This window comes from Pseudoalteromonas sp. PB2-1 (genome assembly GCF_045040605.1).
GTDB lineage: Bacteria > Pseudomonadota > Gammaproteobacteria > Enterobacterales > Alteromonadaceae > Pseudoalteromonas > Pseudoalteromonas arabiensis.
The window spans coordinates 1,110,039-1,128,295 of the sequence record NZ_CP090667.1 but is presented as its reverse complement, the minus strand read 5'-3'; the positions used below and the strand labels follow the sequence as shown (position 1 = coordinate 1,128,295).

Here is an 18,257-nt window from a genome sequence, read left to right as displayed (position 1 = left end):
CTAAAAATATAGGAGCCTCATCATGGCGGGCGAATATAAACAACACTATACACAATTTCAGCGCGACCCAGGTCAGTTTTGGCTTGAGCAAAGTAAACGGATCCCATGGTTTAATGTACCCACTGAACCGTATCAATATGACAAAAACGATTTTTATCACTGGTTTGCCGATGGCAAGTTGAATACCTGCTACTTAGCCCTAGACCAGCACGTCGAGGCAGGATTTGCTGAGCAAACTGCGCTTATTTACGACTCCCCAGTTACCAACACTAAACAACAATACAGTTATGGCGAGCTACAAACTCAAGTGGCTCAATTTGCGGGGCTCATGCAATCCCTTGGTGTGACAAAAGGCGATCGAGTCGTTATTTATATGCCCATGATCCCACAGGCAGTGATTGGTATGCTAGCGTGTGCACGCCTTGGTGCAATACATTCTGTGGTGTTTGGGGGCTTTGCTCCACATGAACTTGCTGTACGTATTGACGACGCGAAGCCAAAGCTGGTGCTGACTGCCTCTTGCGGCGTTGAAATTAATCACATTATTGAATACAAACCTCTGCTCGATGAAGCATTAGACAATGCAAAACACCCAGTCGAACACTGCATTGTGTTTCAACGTGAACAAGCTATTGCGACAATGCAAGATGGCCGTGATATTGATTGGCAATCGGCAAGTGAAAATGCACCACAAGCGCAGCCTGTTGCAGTGAATGGGGACGATCCCCTTTATATTCTTTATACCTCTGGCACAACAGGTACACCCAAAGGCGTTGTTAGAGAAAATGGCGGTCATGCGGTAGCTATGCATTACAGCATGGAAACTGTGTATGGCATGAAGCCTGGTGAGGTTTTTTGGGCTGCATCAGATATCGGCTGGGTAGTCGGTCATTCATATATAGTCTATGCCCCATTAATTTATCGCTGTACAACCGTGTTGTACGAAGGTAAACCCATTAGAACACCTGACGCCAGTGCCTTTTGGCGAGTTGTTGCCGAATATAATGTCACAGCACTTTTTAGTGCCCCAACAGCATTTAGAGCAATAAAAAAAGAAGATCCTAACGCAGAAGGCTTTAAAAAGTACGACACGTCGTCATTGAAGCGTTTATTTCTAGCGGGTGAACGGCTAGATCCACCCACCTACGAATGGCTTCAAGAACACACCGGATTACCAGTACTTGATCACTGGTGGCAAACTGAAACGGGCTGGGCTATTGCTTGCAACCCTATTGGTATAGAACAGCTTACTACAAAGCCTGGGAGCTCGACGGTGCCTACCCCAGGCTTTGATGTACAAATTTTAGATATGAATGGCGAGCGTTGCGCACCAAACGAAAACGGGGCTGTGGTAGTGAAACTGCCTTTGCCGCCAGGTTGCTTACCCACTATTTGGCAAAATAATGAGCGCTTTAAAGCGGGTTATTTAAGTGAGTACCCAGGCTTTTACTTATCTGGTGATGGCGGCTACATTGATGATGACGGTTACTTATTCATTATGGGACGCACAGACGATGTTATTAACGTGGCAGGACATCGCTTATCCACCGGCGAAATGGAAGAGATTGTTGCAGCCCACCCTGCTGTAGCTGAGTGTGCCGTTTTTGGCGTTAACGATACATTAAAAGGCCAACTGCCAATGGCAATGATTGTGCTAAAAGATGACTACCTTGGCGACAGTAAAGAGGTGGAGCAAGCGCTTATTCATTCGGTTAGGCATCAAATAGGAGCGATTGCTTGTTTAAAGAATATTTTGCACGTTGAACGCCTACCGAAAACCCGTTCAGGTAAAATACTTAGAAAGAACTTGCGCCAATTGGTCGATGGTGAAGAGTTGCAAATTCCCTCAACCATCGATGATGCAAGCATTTTTGATGAAATCAACCAACAACTACACAATCGCTGATTTGCTTTTGTAATGTTACCCAAAGGCCTTGTTGTGAAAGGCCTTTCTTCCTTGTGCTATTCTAAACATATTATACTTTATGTTGCTGTTTCATTTTATACATCATCGTATCTGCATGCTGAAGCAAAGTTTTAATACTATTACCATTAATTGGATATAGCGAAATACCATAACTTACACTCACAGGATAAGACGTGTGATACTTTTTAGCTGCGCGTTTAACGGCCTCTGTGCAGCGCATAGCGACTTCATTACATGGCTTCAAAGATGAGAGTGATGGCAGTAAAACCACAAACTCATCTCCGCCAATACGGGCTAAAATATCCTGTTCTCGCAGCTGAAGTAATAGCTGCTCACTAATTGTAATTAGTAAGTTGTCGCCTTGTTCGTGACCATACGTATCATTAATCAGTTTAAAATTATCCAAATCAATATAGATAATTGCAAAGTGCTGTGTGCCTTGCTTATCTTGCATAAAAGCATGTAACTGAATATCTAAGCCTCGCCGGTTCAACAATTTTGTCAGTGGATCTTGATTTACAAGTTCTGTCAAAAACTGACGTTTTTCGACGACCGAAGAAATATCATCGAACGCACCAATATAATGACTAACACAGCCCGCTTCATCGTAAAGAGCATCAATCGACAACATTTCAGGAAACACCTCGCCCGATTTACGCTTGTTCCATACTTCTCCTTGCCACCGGCCTGACAATAGCAACTCTTTCCACATAGCTGCATAAAACTCTGCGGGTTGTTGTTTTGCTGAAAGAATTGCGGGGCTTTTACCTAGAACATCTTCTTTTTTATAACCCGTTATACGCTCAAATGCGGGGTTTACATCAACAATTTTAGGCGCGGGAGTGGTAATTAAAATACCCCGACTCGTTGTCGAAAAAACCGCCGTAAGTAATTTTATTTTTTCATTACGCTTAACCTCATCTGTCACATCCTCTAAATAGCCATTCCACTCAATACTGCCATCACTTTGAGCAATTGGTGATGACTTTCCTTCAACCCAAATAACCCCTTTTATTGGGTGATTTATACGATACACTTGATGCCATTGAGTGAGGTTTGTTTTTGAATCTGCAATACTTTGCTCAACACGTTCCAGATCATCAGGATGGACAGCTTGCATGGCCAGCTCAGCGTTTTGAAGAATTTGCTCAGCAGAGCAGCCGTAAATGTCCTTCACTTTAGAAGAGGCAAAAGGAAATGATTCGTTATCATGTTTATCTATAACGTGCTGATACACAAAGCCAGGTAAGTTATCTGTAAACCTTTGTAATTTATTATGTAAGGATTCTACTTCACACTCTTTTTGCCATTGCTCGGTAATATCAATGTGTACACCAAACATCCACTCAGGTTTGCCATGTTTATCCCAGCTTTTTACTTGACCTTTATCGAGAACTTTTACCCAATGCCCATTTTTATGTTTCATCCTAGCTTCGCAGATATAACGTTCTGAAAGGCCATTAAAATGTGCTTCTAATAATGCTTGTGAACGGGGTAAATCATCAGGATGAGCGTGGTTTAACCACGTTTCAATTGAAACAGGTTGTAAATCAGCTAAACAAAAACCAATAATTTTTGCCCATTTTTCATTAAAAACGGTTTCACCTGTTTGTACGTTCCACAGCCAAATGCCTGCGTCACCACACTCTAATATTGACTCTGCTATATCAAAGCCTAATTGGGACTTTATTTTTTCATAACCATCACTGAATGTCATAGCATGCCTTGTTATCTGGCTAGCACGAAAAAGCAAGCCTTATTTATTATTTTAGATAACAAAGGTTAAAAACTCTAAAAATGAAAATTGAATGTTTGATTTAGCGCAAATCAAGGGTTAAATAGGCCAATCAACCACATCGGTATTATCAATAGTCGGTGTAGTTTGCCTTTCTCCGTCCCATTTACGAATGTAACGTCCCGTCGGGTCATATAAGGCTGTTTGCTTATTTATGTGGAAATGGCGACCGCCCCGAGGGTCAACACCCACACCTGCAATATATTGCCAATTCCCCCAATTCGCAGCCACATCGTAATCAATAAGCTGTTGCTCAAAATAGGCAGCCCCATATCGCCAATCCACTGCAAACTCATTAACTAAGCAACTAGCTGCAATTTGCCGTGCACGATTAGAAATATAGCCTGTTGCATTGAGTTCGTTCATGATTGCATTCACTAGTGGAAATGGTGTCCTGCCTTGGCACCAAGCTAAAAATCGGTGACTGTTAAATGTATGTAAGGGAGGTGACTTTTTTTGCCCTTTAAAACGAAACAGCTTTGCACCAAACAACTTCGCATACCATTTAAAATACTCACGCCAAAGTAGCTCGAACTTAATCCAATAGGTTGACTCATTAGCACCATTTTCTTGTTCGTATTTGGCAACCTCGTGGTAAAGTTGCTTAACACTTATTGTACCGCTGGCAAGCCAAACACTGAATTTTGTACTATTGCTAAAGCCGTCTAACTCGTTACGTGTTTCTTTATAACTACTGGGTGCTTTAGATGAGAAGTAGTCATTGCAATGCTGCTGGGCTGCAACTAAACCACCATTAAAACGCCCCGATTGAGCTGAACTTTCAGGGATCACATCTTCTGGACATAGCTGTACAGGATGTGGCAGTTGAGATACTGCCTCAAGCGGAGCCGCAACGAATGTTGGCTCAGACTCTACTTTTTTGCGAAAGGCGGTAAAGTTTTTAGGCAAATTATGAAGCTGAAATGGTAAGTCTCGTTCTGTAAATAAGGTATCTTGCTGATAGGTTTTTACGGTAACATCTGGACATAACTCGCTGATTTTACTTAGCTGCTTTTGCTCGTAGTAACCGACTTGCTCTGTACAAACTAATTTGCTGATAGCGTATTGTTTTAACCGCTGACTAATAACGGTTTCAGGCTCACCAGTTATAACATGTAAGGTTTGCCCTATTGTTTCCAGTGCATCAGCAAAAGCATGCAGACTCTCAAGTAAAAACCGATACTTTTGCTCGCCATAGGGTTTTAATTGATAATTACTCTGCTTGAACCAACGCGGCTCGACAACAAACACTAAATCAAGTTCGCCTTGAAACGCCGCTAAGTCAGACAAGATGACATTATCAATCAGCCGTAAATCATTTTGTAGCCAGTATAAAACACGCTCTTTCATGGTTTCGCTCATATTATTTTAATAATGATACGCGTAAATGAGCTATTTAGTTTTATCTGCCAGAAAGTTTAAGCATCTTGCTCTTTACTCATCAACTCACTCATGCGTTGCATAAGCTCTTGCTCAGTAAGATCTTCTTTGTGTGTGCCTATAGTCCAAATATGACCGAACGGGTCTTCTAACGTCCCTGATCTGTCGCCATAGAATTGGTCGTGCACAGGGCGCAGCTCTTTTGCGCCTAGCGACAAGGCTTTTGCGAATACCGCATCAACATCTTCAACATACAGCATAAGACTCACTGGAGAGCCCCCTAATTGCTGTGGAGACTTAAATTCTATATCAGGGCAGTTATCAGATAGCATGATATGAGAATCAGCAATTTTTATTTCGCCGTGAGCGACTCCGCCATCTGGTAAAGGCATTTGCATTATAAGTTCGGCATCAAATGCTTGTTTGTAAAACTCTATCGCCTTAGTGGCACCGTCTATAACCAGATACGGGGTTACCGCATGGAAACCTTTAGGAATTGCAGAAACAGCCATATTACACCTCAACGTTAAATGTGTGACTTATAAAGGTAGCAGCTGTTGTGCAATTTCACGTTATAAATTTACTTTGCTAATGGCTTTGCAAAATTGGGCCTAGGTAGCTTTTCGAGTATGGCATATAAATAAATCACTACAAGACAAAGCCCTCCCGCTACAAAGAACAAAGTTGGACCACTGTAATAATCTAAAATTAAACCACCACCGAGCGGCGCTAAAGCAAACCCTAAATCATAAAACGAAGCGGCACCAAAGTACGCACCACGAAGATGAGAAGGTGCAAGCCTATCAAGGTGAACGTTCATCGTCGGAAATAAAATGGTTTCGGCCAAACTCATCACAACTATCGCACCAATCCAGCCCCAAAATAAATCTATTGGGTTAAGTGCTAGCCAAAGTTGCGACACCATTAGTAGCACCAAGCCAATTTGAATTCGCACCGTTAGGCTAAATCGCGCCATCATTTTTAACAGCAGAAATTGACTTGAGATGATCACCAATGCATTGGTAAATATCAATGCAGAAATCAGTGCTAATAAGTCAGGAGCCTCTGCACGAGTTAGGTATTGTATGAGTGAACTATCCATTTGCGCATAAATAAACATGCACAAAATATTGGCTAAAATTAAACATTGCAGCAGCTTATCAGCCAATAAAATACGCAGAATTTGTTGACCCTGCTCTGCTGGTTTTTTCTCTTCAAGTTCATCGACTGCGGCAGTATTTTTTGCTGCTTTATGACTAAAATTGAAACCCCAAACAAGTAGCACCAATAAGATAGCAAATGCCCCTGCGGTAACATAAAAGCTCGACTGCTCACCAGTTAAACCTAACCATACGCCTGCTAATGGGCCAACAGCACAGCCTACATTAACAATAAAATAGAGCGACTGCATGGCCAGCTCGCGAGTTTGCGCATCGTCAATAATATCGCCAATCGCCGCACTGGTTAACGGTCGCCAAAGCGCAGTAGCAATCGAGCACATGGTCATCACAATTACATAACCTGCCACGGTTTCAACCTCAGCCAACAGCGAGAAAGAAACGATGTACAACACACCTGTGATGTACATCAATGTATGCCGGCCCACTTTATCTGACAGGCTGCTGCCAATAAAACTGGTAAACACCGAAATCACGGCAGCACTGGTGAGCACCAAACCAACTTCTGTTGCTGTTAAAGCAAACTTTTCGTACAAGATCACCGCAAGAAATGGCCACACCATGTAATAGCTGCCACGGGTAATGAACGAGCCAAATAAGAAGATCCACATAAGCACAGGAAACTGCTTAAAGCGCGCTAAAGAAATATCTGAATTCATTATTTTAATTTTTATGATGATGATTAAACACTATACAGGAACTGAATCAGCCTTGGGCATTTAATCTAAACTTGTTTGTAACAGCGTATTAATTAGCTAAAAACTAACGCAACTTTATTGAGAATACCGTTAAGTGAACTTGAAAAAGACTAATCTAAATAGAAATTATTATTGATTGTATTCGCCATTTCTGTACCATACGCACGTCCAATAAATGGATAACTTATAAAAAGAACTGGAACCTACAATGAAATCAATCAAACCAAGCTTATTAACACTGGCTATTGCAGCTCAGTTTTCAGCGTTTGCTGACGATGCTAAGCCTAAGCAAGATATGGAACACTTAGTCATCACTGCAACGGGCTTCGAACAGAAAGTAACTGAAGCGCCCGCAAGTATCTCTATCATCACTAACGAAGATATAAAATCTCATGCATTTACATCAGTGCTAGATGCTGTGCAGTACTTAGAAGGTATCGACATTGGCACGACACGAGATAAAACGGGCCAAGGCAGTGTGAGTATGCGTGGTTTAACAGGCGAGTACACCCTGTTATTGATTGATGGTAAACGCCAAAATAACCATGGTGATATTTACCCAAACAATTTTGGTGGCAACGCGTTTAACCACGTACCACCGGTCGATGCCATTGAACGTGTTGAAGTTATTCGCGGGCCTGCATCAACGCTTTATGGTGCTGATGCACTTGGCGGTGTAATTAATATCATCACTAAAAAGCACACTGATAGCTGGAGCGGTGCTGTTTCATTTAGCCGTTCATTACAGCAAAACGATGATTTTGGTGATGACATTACCACTGACTTTAGTGTGATGGGTCCGCTTATCAAAGACGTATTAAGCTTAGGTGTGCGCGGCAGTGTATATGAACAACAAGCATCATCGCCAACATTCGAACCAGCAACGGATCCGAATGGTGTTGTACATGTTCGCTCACTTGGCTTTGGTAGTGGTGGTCGTACAGTCGATAACACAAACGAGCAGTATGGTTTTACTTTAACTTATACCCCGTTTGAGTCTCATCATCTACGTTTTGATTATGATAACTCAAGCCAAGTGTATGACAACACGCCTAGCTACGACATTGAATCGGGCACGATTACTTACCCACTTGGCACAAAAGACAATATTGAATCAATTTGGCAAGACCGCCGTGGTCAAGTTAACCCGCGTGCTGGTTATGCAGCTGATCAAGAGTTTGACCGTGAATGGTGGTCACTCAGTTACGATGGCGAGCTTGAATGGGCGACCGTTAAGGCCTCTGTTTCTTATGTTGATACACAAAATAACGGCCGTACTTTACCACTTAGTGTAAGCGAGCGTTTAGAGCTGCAAGCTATGTACGATGGTACTGGCGAATACGAAGGGTTAGATGAGCAGGCACGTAAAGACTTAGCAGAAGAAACCTTCTTACCACGCCCTGCTCGTCCACTTGAAAGCAGCCAATACACCTATGACTTACGTTTTGATATTCCAATTACAGGGCGTTTTGGTAGCCATAACCTAGCAATGGGTGGCCAACTTATCGACGGCGAGTTAAAAGACGGCGTATTTGGCCTTGAAAGTGACCAAGCAGGTCAAGTACAAGAGCAAAACATGTACTCGGTATTTGCCGAAGATAACTGGATGGCAACAGACAACTTTACCTTCACATTAGGTGCTCGTTACGATGACCATGATGTATTTGGCAGCCAAGTATCACCTCGCGTTTACGGTGTATACAACTTATCAGATACTTGGACGTTAAAAGGGGGTGTGAGTACAGGTTATAAAACACCACAAACAACCGATCTTTACGACGGTATCACCGGGTTTGGTGGCCAAGGTACAAGCCCATTTGCGGGTAACCCAGATCTAGAGCCAGAAACCAGTGTGAACTCAGAAATCGCACTTTACTGGAACTCTTTAGACGGCGATCACAATATCAATGTGACTTACTACAACACCAAGTTTGAAGACAAAATAGCCCGCGGCGATACTATTTTAAGCTGTGAGCAAACGAACAATGTTCGCCCTTGTGTGAACTTAGGTCAGTACGATCAACTTGGCTACGATAGCTACAGCCAAAAAATCAATATCGATGAAGTAGACCTACAAGGTGTTGAAATTGCAGGCCAATATACTATCACTAAAACGGTATCGATTAACGGTAACTATACGTGGACTGATAGCGAACAAAAGAGCGGTCCAGAAGAAGGTCAGCCATTAACTAACTCAGCTGAGCATATGGCTAACCTTACCCTAAACTGGGAAGCCACTGACTTTATGAACCTGTACCTTCAAGGTGTATATCGTTCAGATCGTTACCGCGGTTGGGATAACGTACACGACAAAGCTCTTTACTATAAAAACTACAATCTACTTAACTTAGGTGCGCAGTTCTATGTAAATGAGTACGTGCAAATTAATGCCCGTGTAAACAACCTATTAGACGAAGACTTCACGTCTTATAGCACAAGCTATACCGACTTAAATGGTGATGGTGAATATGAGTACCTAACAGGTCGCGGTGTAGTTAGTGAAGTAACATTCACAGACGACTACAACGTGAAAGATAAAGGTCGTAACTTCTGGATTGGCGTTACCGCTTACTTCTAATTTTTAACTCTCTGAAAATAGACAGCATGCAGTTATGTGCTGTCTATTTCTCTTACTGACTCTATTCTTATTACTGTCACTAAACTGCCAACTTCACACACTAAGCTAATGATACCTGCGTAAGCTTATTTGTCAGTCTATGGAACATATCCTTACAGCCAGCGGCATATCTATTAGTTATCAAGATGAAGGCGATAAACATGCGCCTGTTATTATCTTGATCATTGGTTTAGGGGCGCAATACACGGTGTGGCCAGACAGCCTTTATTATGGACTCGTTGAAAAAGGTTTTAGGGTCATCCGTTTTGATAATCGTGATGCGGGGTTGTCATCAAAACTAGATGAGTTTGGTAACCCGAGCTTGCTAAAACATTGGCTAAGTCGGCGCTTTCCTATTCGCGCTAATTTACCTTACTCGTTAGATGACATGGCTCGCGATGTAAAGCAATTCATGAACGCTTTAGGCATAAAAAAAGCCCATTTAGTGGGGGCTTCTATGGGGGGTATGATTGCACAAATAGCTGCGGCAAAATATAAAAAACGCGTGCTGAGCTTAACCTCTATTATGTCGAGCAGCTCGCCTTTGTCGTTTTCAAGTTCCAATATCAACCTACTAGTAAAGCTTGCCAAAATAAGACCTCGCAGCAGCAATAAACAAGCCGCTATTGAATATAATGTTCGGCTAAATCAACTCATTGGCAGTCCAGCCTACCCACAAGATGAAAACGCTTTATACGCCAACGCACAGCGCTATATTGAGCGGGCCTACACAAATCAAACTGGCTTTAAACGTCAGCTTGCAGCCATTGCCGCAACGCCCTATCGCGAGCAACTTTTAAAGAAAATTAAAGCCCCTACTTTAGTAATCCATGGCAGTGCAGATCCTGTTATGCCACTGTCTGCGGGTATCAACACCGCACTGTTAATAAAGCGCAGCAAATTAAGAGTCGTGCCTGGTATGGGCCATGATTTTCCGCCTGCTTTAATGAAAAAGATAACCAAATGGATTAGCAAACACGCCTATAAAGCGTCACAAAAAAGTATACCTAAAGCAAAGCATGCCCATAGCCACTTTAAAAAATGACTATGAGAGCGAATAACTTAAGCACTAAATTGATGCCAAGGACCTCTAATAGCGAGTGTTTTTGAAGGTGAGTAAACATTCACAAACAAAGTACTACCATCTGGTGAAAAACAGGCACCTGCCAGTTCAGTTTGCGCAACTAAACGAGCAAAATTATAAACTTGGCCCTGTGGTGTTACACCGCGCAAGTGATTATCAACCACATCGGTATATTGGTCTTCACACACAATTAAATGGCCATTAGGTGACACAGTTAAGTTATCGCCAAAGTTATAAAGGGTTTTGCTGCTACTTTCGACAAACAAGGAGATTTTACCAGGTCGCTCACCTTCTTTATCCGTGCCTTCAAACTCTGATGGCTGATATTTCATAACCTGACCCAGTTGTTTTTTACCGCCGTTGGTACAACAAAAGTACAGCTCTTTATCGCCCCAATGAATACCTTCACCACGGGCAAATAATGCTGCTCCTTGTTTATATCCACGCAGGCGTAAGTCGTCTTTTGGGCTTTCAGGGTTATCCAGATTTACCCACTCAACCTCAAATTCTTGATGTAACCCCATGGCTTTTTTATTCCAATTACGGCTATCGAATTGTGGTTTATTCTTCACAACCATGGCTTGTAATTGCCCGCCTTTATGCAGCTTGCCATATTCATTCGGAATAAAACGATAAAATACACTGTCGCCTTTGTCTTCCGTTAAATAAACAATGCCCGTACGCGGCTCAACCGCTGCAGCTTCATGGTTGAATCGCCCCATTGCTGTTAATGGCTCTGGTTTAATTAGGCCTTTACTATTTGCTGGTACTTCAAAAATATAACCATGATCTTGATTGAATCCATCAGCTTTAGTATCGGTGGTTTCTTCGCAGGTTAGCCATGTGCCCCATGGGGTAATTCCTCCAGAACAATTCCGAATAGTTCCCACTAACGACAAATACTCTTGCTCTTTTTGGTGTGTTTTTAAGTTATAAATGATGTGGCTAGTTCCACCTGGTAATGCAACACCGTCACTGTTGGTATCGAATGCGAGGGGGGTTTTATGGTTTGCAATACTTACTTCAGCTTTTGCTAAATCTTTTGGCTTTAGCTCATGATTACGCACTAAAGCAACGTGGTCATTACCAAGTGCGATGCAGCCCATACCATCGGCTTTATCAGGGACCGTAAATCCATCAGACATTTTTTCCCCTAGGCTTGAAATAACTTGATAACTGAACCCTGCGGGTAAATCTAATAATTTGTTAGGATCTGGAAGTAATGGACCAAAACCACTAATTGTTGCTTTAAGGTCACTGAATGAAACATTCCCCATGGCACTTTTAGACAACCCTAAAAAAGCTAAAGTACCTGCCCCTACTAAAAATTCTCGACGTGAAACCATGTTAACTCCAAGCTGAAAGCAGCTTTATCATACAAATAAAAAAGCATTATAAAGCAATAAAGCAGCAAAAAGTTACATTATCACAATATTCACAAAAATGTCATGAACCACTGTCGTAGCTACTCTTCAATAATCGCAAGCGACTGATTAGGAAGAACTAAAACTAAATAACCACGACTCTCTAAACTGCAAAAGTCATACTCATACCCAATAATTTGCAAATCAGTGCCACAATCAGTAATAGGCAAGTAGCTCGTAGCAATTTCCTCTAAGAGTAAGCTCGTACCACGCTTGTAGGTATAATTCATATCACCTGCAAAGCTTACAAGTCGAACCATGGGATCACCGGTAATATCAATAGCGTTCGTTCGGGCTAAAAAGCCAAGTTTTAGCTGTGAATTTGCCTCATATACTATTAAATAATTTTCTGTATCATTGGCAATCCATTTCTGTCTTTGCGCTTTGATTTCATCATCATAAAAAGCTGCAAAACCAACATTACCAAGGGTTGAGCGTTTAAAGCTGAGCTTGGTAAAACCATTATATGCATCCACAGATTGTTGATAATTATGCTGTTTATAAATTGCGTCAGCTGAGGTGCTATTTCTTAGATTCATCATATAAAAATCAATTGGGTACTCGCTGAAGTTATACACATAATAATCACTCGAGAAAAAAGGCTCATATAAATCATCTTCATTGAATACCTCATCCTCTGCGCTATTACAGCCAGCAAGCAAACAAAAGATAAGAATTGTACTTAACAGTTTCATTTATATCCCTTACTTTTCAAAACGATAATTTACAAAAACGGCCAACTGCTGCTTAGCACTGTCTGCAACTAATGGGCTTTTTTTAATTGTTGAGTCTAACGTTTCAATTCGGTAAGTCGCTTGGATGGACCAATGTTCGTTATAAATATAAGCAAGATTCAAGGCAGTAAATGGATTAATAGCAGAGCGAGTTTGATAAGCATATCGACCGTATTCTGGGGCAATGTTCTTCTTAGAGATGCCATAGAGGTATTGGGTGTACTTTTCATCTTGCCAGTAGAGACCAAGATCAGCACTAAGCTGTAAACCCAAACCTTTACCGTAAATAGGTAGACGATACTGCGCAAGTAAGGTAAGTCCCTGTGAGTGGTTAGAAACATCTTGCGCTAAACGTAAAAACAACTGTTTGTACTGTAACTGAGTTCTAAAAGTAAGCTCGCCCTTGCCATCTTTATAATTTGTAAATACCTCATCGTCTGACAACTCATCACTAAAAATTAAGCTACTATCATAGGTCTCATCACGAAAACTAAGCCCCATGGTAGCTTCAAATTCTGCACCATATAAAAAAGCATATTGCACTAAGCCGTATTTAGGACCAATACGCCACGCACCTTTACGCGCATTAAAGTATGGAAGCGACATCGTTTGTATATCGTAGCCATGCCAAGGAGTATCGATTGCAAGCTGCCCTGCTCCCACATCCATTTGCCATTTATCTGTTTGCTCTTTTGCTTGAGCACCATTGATAAATAATGATGCAAAGCAATAAGCAAGGATGAACGGATAAGAAAATAGACTATTTCGCAGAATTTCATGTTTGGTCATGATAATGTCCCTATATTGATGTTTAATAACAATATAACGCTCATCTGATGGGCAAACATGCTGCAAATGTCACAACTTTAAACGTGACATTTGTCATATACATAAACAGATAAATGCGGATTAGAATAAAGACATGAACAAATTTTTACGTCTTTTTGTACAGCGCAGCGACTTTCTGCTTTCAGCAGTCACTTGGCTATTTGTGTTTATTTACACCTTGCATGCATGGTCGCTCAGCACGCCTCCACCACTTGATTACACACCGATGCATGTTGTATTGATCAGCTGTTTATTTACTAGCTTTTTCGCATTTTTAATTTACTTTGAGTTTTTTAGACGCCACTTTAAGGTTTATCAAACTGTTATTTTAAACGTCACTGTCACCAATGTATTACTATTAATGTGGTTATTTAATATTGGCTTTGTCGCTATTTTATTGATCATTTTTTTAGTTAAGTTCAGTGATTACGAGCCAAGAAAATCAATACTTTATCTCCTTATATGCTTGCCCTTTTGTATGGCGTTAGTTCTTCATTATGGTTTCAATAGAGAGTTTGTTTTGTTAAATGGCCTAGCATTTACCTTGTACAATAGCTTTGCATATCGTTTTGCAACACGGCTTATTTCTGAACGTAAAGCGAAAGAGCAAGCCGCGCATTTATTACGTGAATTAAAAGCAACGCAATCACTTTTAAACGACACTGCCACTCGCGATGAGCGTATTCGCATAGCCCGTGATTTACATGACACCCTTGGTCACCATTTAACAGGGCTGAGTATTCATTTAGAAGTAGCGAGTCACTGCGCAAGCGTCCAAGCACCTAAGCATATTGCTAAAGCCCAGCAGATAACGCGCTTATTACTCAGTGATGTGCGTGATTCAGTGTCATCTATGCGTGAAAACCAAACTATCGACTTATACGCATCTCTGCACTCTTTATGCAGTGATGTTGCAGGCTTAAATGTTATGCTTGAATATGATCCGGCGATCAAAATAAGCGATGCACTCTTAGCACAAACCCTATTTCATGCAATTCAAGAAGCGATAACAAATAGTATAAAGCATAGTGATGCCGATGAGCTTAACGTTACTTTACGGCTCGAAAATCAAACTGTGCAATTACATATAAAAGATAATGGCAATAAAAGTACTGAACTTAATTTAGGTAACGGTTTAAAAGGTATGCAAGAGCGACTGGCTCTAGTCAAAGGAGCCATTGAGTTCAAGCACTGTGATAACGGCTTTGCTATTAATGCAACCCTTCCCCATAAACTTAACCCACATACATTGGCGTAACATTATGATTAATGTGCTATTAGTTGATGACCAAACTTTACTAAGAGAAGGGCTCAAAAGCTTATTGGCGTTAAAAGACAACATCCACGTTGTCGCTGAAGCAGATAATGGTCGCACTGCTTTAGAAATACTTAATCAATGTGCTGTGGATGTTGTGCTTTTAGATATTCGCATGCCTATTTTAGATGGTATTGGCGTACTCAAAACAATGCAGAAACAGGAATTCACTCACCCAGTATTAGTGCTTACAACTTTCGATGATAGTGAGCAAGTACTTGAATGTATTCGCTATGGTGCAAAAGGTTATGCATTAAAGGATATTAATTTAGAACGACTAGTGTCTGCCATCGAAACACTGGCTAGTGGCGGCTCTGCACTTTCACCGGCAATTACGCAGAGAATACTTAACAATCCAATTAAGTCTCACAGTGAGCCAACCTTATTGCCTGATAAGTTAAGTAAAAGTGAGCTGAGGGTACTTAATTTAATTGCTGCGGGCTACTCAAATTCAGAAATAGCCCAAGCATTATATAAATCAGAAGGTACAATACGTAATCAAGTATCGTTTATATTACGAAAGCTAGATGTGCGCGATAGAACACGAGCCGCTCTAAAAGCGATTGATTTAGGTTTAATTTAAAGCGAGTTACCTAGTGCTAAGCCTCGGCCAAATCACCATAGCTCGTTACTAAATTACGGCCATCATGCTTAGAGCGGTAAAGGGCATCATCCGCACGCTTTAAAACATCCTCCCAAGAGGTTTCTTGATTTTTTGATATCGCAACACCCACACTAATGGTTAAGTGCACTGCTTCACCTTCAATATTTAAAGGTGTTCTTGCGACTTTTTTACGAATACGTTGTGCAAGCAATTCAACATCTTGAGGCTTTAAGTGGCTGACCAAAACAGCAAACTCTTCGCCGCCTAAGCGAAAATTATGATCATACCCCCTTAACTGTTGCTTTGCTATCTTGGTGACATGTTTCAAGGCTTTATCACCTTGTATATGACCAAACCTATCATTCACTGATTTAAAATAATCAATATCAAACACGATGAATGCGAGGCGAAAATTATTTCTGGAGCAGCGTTTAATTTCATTACTAGCGACCTTTTCAAGCGCTTTTCGGTTATACCAACCTGTTAAATGGTCAGTAAAAGAGTATTCTCTAAGGGCTAGCTCTTTTCGCCATGTTACGACGACTGAAAATGAAATGGTTAATAAAAATACAAATGCGATAACAGCCAAACTACCAATATCTAATAAAAGACCTTTATCTAACCACGGATAATTTTCTACACCCGCCAATAAAAAATAACCTCGTATTAAAAGTTGAGCAGCGAATATAAATAAAATACCTATTAATAAATAATATCCCCTGCCGACTTCTTCTTTGCGGTGTTTCCAAAGTGCCATAGTTGCTGAAATATCAAGCGCCGCAATTACTGGATACAAGGCTACGATTCTTAACTCAACAGACTCAACCAAAGGAGGAACCAGATTAAGCAAGTAAATACCCACAAATACTATAACGACCAACCCCCAAGTGGAGCGACCATATAAGCAACGTGATACACCACTAAATAAGGCTGCATGTGCACCAAGGTAACAAGCATTAGCAAAAGAAGGATGGAAAATCCAGGAAAGAGAAACTTGAGTCGCAACAATTCCGACTAAGTTAGATACAAAAAATAACACTCCACAAACAAGCCAATCAAGCAAGTATTTTTCATTACGACTAACGATGAAAAGCGCTGCCATTGTAAGCATCATAATAAAGCTTACTAGGGCGGTGCAAATGAGCAATGTGTGAAGATCCATTCTTATTATTGTCCCTGCATGTGAAATTTTAGGCGTGGATAATAAACCAACAAAAATTATTAGTCCAACTACCAACATCAGAACATAAGCACCATAAATATTATTATATTTAATGGTATACGTCTTTAATCGGGACATTCTGTCAACACAAGAATTAACTTTAGCTTAACAGAGGTAATGTTATTATTTGTATTTCTGTTATTTATATTAATTTGAGATTCATTTTTTATTTATATGAAAAAACTAAAACTAAATAACTTTATAAAATAACAATAGTAATCATTTTAACCTATTAAGCTCGTTCATCTTTTGGCGAATCCATAACCACATGTGAAGTAATTGTTCTCACCTGAGGGATTGAGCCCAGTACATCAGCGTGAAACGATTTATAGGCTTTAAGGTCTGTTGTTTCGACTCTTAGCAAATATTCGTACGAACCCGTCACGTTATGGCACTCTTTAACCTCAGCAATAAATTCAAGGGCTTGCTCAAATGCTAGCTGCGATCGTGTTGAGTGCTCATTCAGGCCAACCCCCACATAGGCTATAAACCCTAGACCCACTGCTTGGTTATTAATAACAGCCCGATAACCTGAAATAACGCCTGAGCGTTCAAGTTCCTGTACTCTTCGTAGGCAGGCTGATGGTGATAATCCAACTTTCTCTGCAAGCTCAGCATTAGCCATACGGCCATTGCGCTTTAGCTCATGCAATATTCTGTTATTTATATTGTCTTTTTTCATTCATTATTGCTTCAAATTAACCATGAAAACAACATTAAGCGATAAAATTGCATCAACATCAAGCTATCATTGCATTTCTAAAAATATGGAGAAGTGATAATGACTTTTGAGATCCTTACTGCACTGGCGCTATTTGCCTTAGTTTCATCAATTACACCTGGTCCTAATAATTTGATGTTAATGAGCTCTGGCGCGAATTTTGGTTTTCGTAGAACAATGCCACACTTACTTGGCGTAACACTTGGATTCATGTTAATGCTAATACTTGTTGGACTAGGTGTTATGCAAGTGTTTGACTTTTTTCCATCAAGCTACCTGATTCTCAAAGTATTTTGTGTTGCTTACCTGTTCTATCTTGCGTTTAAGATTGCCACTAGCAATGGGCAACAAGCCTCTAATAACAAGAGTGAGCCCTTTACTTTTACCCAAGCTGCATTATTTCAATGGGTTAATCCAAAAGCGTGGGCAATGGCACTAAGTGCTATTGGTCTTTACGCACCTGATAAAAATCTACTCTCTGTTTTTATTGTTAGTATCGTTTTTGGCGTCGTTAACTTACCATGCGTGTGCTCTTGGACCTTGCTCGGACAAAAGCTTCAACACTACCTCAGAAATCCAGTACGATTAAAAGGATTTAATCACATTATGGCAGGGCTATTAATCGTTTCTGTATTGTTTAGCTTATTTTGAACTTGTCGCAGCACAAAAAGGCCAGCACAACAACAGAGTAGATTTTAGTGTAAAAATCTTTCTATGCTAAGCTTTTAAC

15 protein-coding genes are annotated in these 18,257 nt (G+C 40.8%); 6 read left to right on the top strand and 9 right to left on the bottom strand.

Going from position 1 to position 18,257, the window contains the following annotated elements; all coding sequences use genetic code 11:
* Nucleotides 1–22: 22 nt before the first annotated feature.
* Nucleotides 23–1,906, top strand: coding sequence for a propionyl-CoA synthetase (locus L0Z67_RS05190; protein ID WP_405128546.1), 1,884 nt, complete (start codon nt 23–25; stop codon nt 1,904–1,906).
* 70 nt (nt 1,907–1,976) lie between these two features.
* Here L0Z67_RS05190 and L0Z67_RS05185 read toward each other — a convergent pair whose 3' ends face one another.
* From L0Z67_RS05185 to L0Z67_RS05170, 4 genes are all read right to left on the bottom strand, one after another.
* Nucleotides 1,977–3,644, bottom strand: coding sequence for a diguanylate cyclase domain-containing protein (locus L0Z67_RS05185; protein WP_405128545.1), 1,668 nt, complete (start codon nt 3,642–3,644; stop codon nt 1,977–1,979).
* A 117-nt stretch (nt 3,645–3,761) separates the two neighbouring features.
* On the bottom strand, nt 3,762–5,072 hold the full coding sequence (locus tag L0Z67_RS05180; RefSeq protein ID WP_405128544.1) for a DASH family cryptochrome: 1,311 nt from the start codon (nt 5,070–5,072) through the stop codon (nt 3,762–3,764).
* Between the two features lie 68 nt (nt 5,073–5,140).
* A complete protein-coding gene (locus L0Z67_RS05175) occupies nt 5,141–5,614 on the bottom strand; it encodes a VOC family protein (protein ID WP_062570431.1) in 474 nt (157 codons plus the stop codon).
* 68 nt (nt 5,615–5,682) lie between these two features.
* Nucleotides 5,683–6,939: an MFS transporter gene (locus L0Z67_RS05170; protein WP_062570430.1), complete on the bottom strand. Its 1,257-nt coding sequence runs from the start codon at nt 6,937–6,939 to the stop codon at nt 5,683–5,685.
* Between the two features lie 247 nt (nt 6,940–7,186).
* Between L0Z67_RS05170 and L0Z67_RS05165 the strand changes: the two genes are divergently transcribed.
* A complete protein-coding gene (locus L0Z67_RS05165) occupies nt 7,187–9,556 on the top strand; it encodes a TonB-dependent receptor domain-containing protein (protein WP_237127694.1) in 2,370 nt (789 codons plus the stop codon).
* A 139-nt stretch (nt 9,557–9,695) separates the two neighbouring features.
* A complete protein-coding gene (locus tag L0Z67_RS05160) occupies nt 9,696–10,640 on the top strand; it encodes an alpha/beta fold hydrolase (RefSeq protein ID WP_405128543.1) in 945 nt (314 codons plus the stop codon).
* 17 nt (nt 10,641–10,657) lie between these two features.
* Here L0Z67_RS05160 and L0Z67_RS05155 read toward each other — a convergent pair whose 3' ends face one another.
* The 3 genes from L0Z67_RS05155 to L0Z67_RS05145 all read right to left on the bottom strand — a co-directional run bounded on the left by L0Z67_RS05155 (nt 10,658) and on the right by L0Z67_RS05145 (nt 13,626).
* Entirely contained in the window at nt 10,658–12,025 is a 1,368-nt protein-coding gene (locus tag L0Z67_RS05155) for an alkaline phosphatase PhoX (protein WP_405128542.1), read from the bottom strand.
* Between the two features lie 119 nt (nt 12,026–12,144).
* A complete protein-coding gene (locus L0Z67_RS05150; protein WP_237114992.1) occupies nt 12,145–12,798 on the bottom strand; it encodes a hypothetical protein in 654 nt (217 codons plus the stop codon).
* 9 nt (nt 12,799–12,807) lie between these two features.
* The gene (locus L0Z67_RS05145; protein ID WP_062570425.1) at nt 12,808–13,626 is read right to left on the bottom strand and encodes a MipA/OmpV family protein; all 819 of its coding nucleotides are present in this window, start codon (nt 13,624–13,626) and stop codon (nt 12,808–12,810) included.
* A gap of 133 nt (nt 13,627–13,759) precedes the next feature.
* Here L0Z67_RS05145 and L0Z67_RS05140 point away from each other — a divergent pair, with 133 nt between their 5' ends.
* Together L0Z67_RS05140 and L0Z67_RS05135 are read left to right on the top strand one after the other, a co-directional pair.
* Entirely contained in the window at nt 13,760–14,923 is a 1,164-nt protein-coding gene (locus tag L0Z67_RS05140) for a sensor histidine kinase (RefSeq protein WP_062570424.1), read from the top strand.
* Nucleotides 14,924–14,927: 4 nt separating this feature from the next.
* Nucleotides 14,928–15,563 carry a response regulator gene (locus tag L0Z67_RS05135; protein WP_405128541.1) on the top strand — a complete coding sequence of 212 codons (636 nt, stop codon included), beginning with the start codon at nt 14,928–14,930 and terminating at the stop codon, nt 15,561–15,563.
* Nucleotides 15,564–15,579: 16 nt separating this feature from the next.
* On the opposite strand, the gene L0Z67_RS05130 is transcribed toward L0Z67_RS05135, so the two are convergent.
* The gene (locus L0Z67_RS05130; RefSeq protein ID WP_083515354.1) at nt 15,580–16,884 is read right to left on the bottom strand and encodes a GGDEF domain-containing protein; all 1,305 of its coding nucleotides are present in this window, start codon (nt 16,882–16,884) and stop codon (nt 15,580–15,582) included.
* Between the two features lie 154 nt (nt 16,885–17,038).
* Nucleotides 17,039–17,488, bottom strand: a complete 450-nt coding sequence (locus L0Z67_RS05125; protein ID WP_237127697.1) for an Lrp/AsnC family transcriptional regulator — start codon at nt 17,486–17,488, stop codon at nt 17,039–17,041.
* A 99-nt stretch (nt 17,489–17,587) separates the two neighbouring features.
* On the opposite strand from L0Z67_RS05125, the gene L0Z67_RS05120 reads away from it, so the two are divergent.
* The gene (locus L0Z67_RS05120) at nt 17,588–18,178 is read left to right on the top strand and encodes a LysE family translocator (RefSeq protein WP_405128540.1); all 591 of its coding nucleotides are present in this window, start codon (nt 17,588–17,590) and stop codon (nt 18,176–18,178) included.
* Nucleotides 18,179–18,257 lie beyond the last annotated feature (79 nt).

Coding starts and splice junctions, on each gene's coding strand:
- L0Z67_RS05190 (WP_405128546.1), top strand. CDS start 23: ATGGCGGGCGAATATAAACAACACTATACACAATTTCAGCGCGACCCA.
- L0Z67_RS05185 (WP_405128545.1), bottom strand. CDS start 3,644: ATGACATTCAGTGATGGTTATGAAAAAATAAAGTCCCAATTAGGCTTT.
- L0Z67_RS05180 (WP_405128544.1), bottom strand. CDS start 5,072: ATGAAAGAGCGTGTTTTATACTGGCTACAAAATGATTTACGGCTGATT.
- L0Z67_RS05175 (WP_062570431.1), bottom strand. CDS start 5,614: ATGGCTGTTTCTGCAATTCCTAAAGGTTTCCATGCGGTAACCCCGTAT.
- L0Z67_RS05170 (WP_062570430.1), bottom strand. CDS start 6,939: ATGAATTCAGATATTTCTTTAGCGCGCTTTAAGCAGTTTCCTGTGCTT.
- L0Z67_RS05165 (WP_237127694.1), top strand. CDS start 7,187: ATGAAATCAATCAAACCAAGCTTATTAACACTGGCTATTGCAGCTCAG.
- L0Z67_RS05160 (WP_405128543.1), top strand. CDS start 9,696: ATGGAACATATCCTTACAGCCAGCGGCATATCTATTAGTTATCAAGAT.
- L0Z67_RS05155 (WP_405128542.1), bottom strand. CDS start 12,025: ATGGTTTCACGTCGAGAATTTTTAGTAGGGGCAGGTACTTTAGCTTTT.
- L0Z67_RS05150 (WP_237114992.1), bottom strand. CDS start 12,798: ATGAAACTGTTAAGTACAATTCTTATCTTTTGTTTGCTTGCTGGCTGT.
- L0Z67_RS05145 (WP_062570425.1), bottom strand. CDS start 13,626: ATGACCAAACATGAAATTCTGCGAAATAGTCTATTTTCTTATCCGTTC.
- L0Z67_RS05140 (WP_062570424.1), top strand. CDS start 13,760: ATGAACAAATTTTTACGTCTTTTTGTACAGCGCAGCGACTTTCTGCTT.
- L0Z67_RS05135 (WP_405128541.1), top strand. CDS start 14,928: ATGATTAATGTGCTATTAGTTGATGACCAAACTTTACTAAGAGAAGGG.
- L0Z67_RS05130 (WP_083515354.1), bottom strand. CDS start 16,884: ATGTCCCGATTAAAGACGTATACCATTAAATATAATAATATTTATGGT.
- L0Z67_RS05125 (WP_237127697.1), bottom strand. CDS start 17,488: ATGAAAAAAGACAATATAAATAACAGAATATTGCATGAGCTAAAGCGC.
- L0Z67_RS05120 (WP_405128540.1), top strand. CDS start 17,588: ATGACTTTTGAGATCCTTACTGCACTGGCGCTATTTGCCTTAGTTTCA.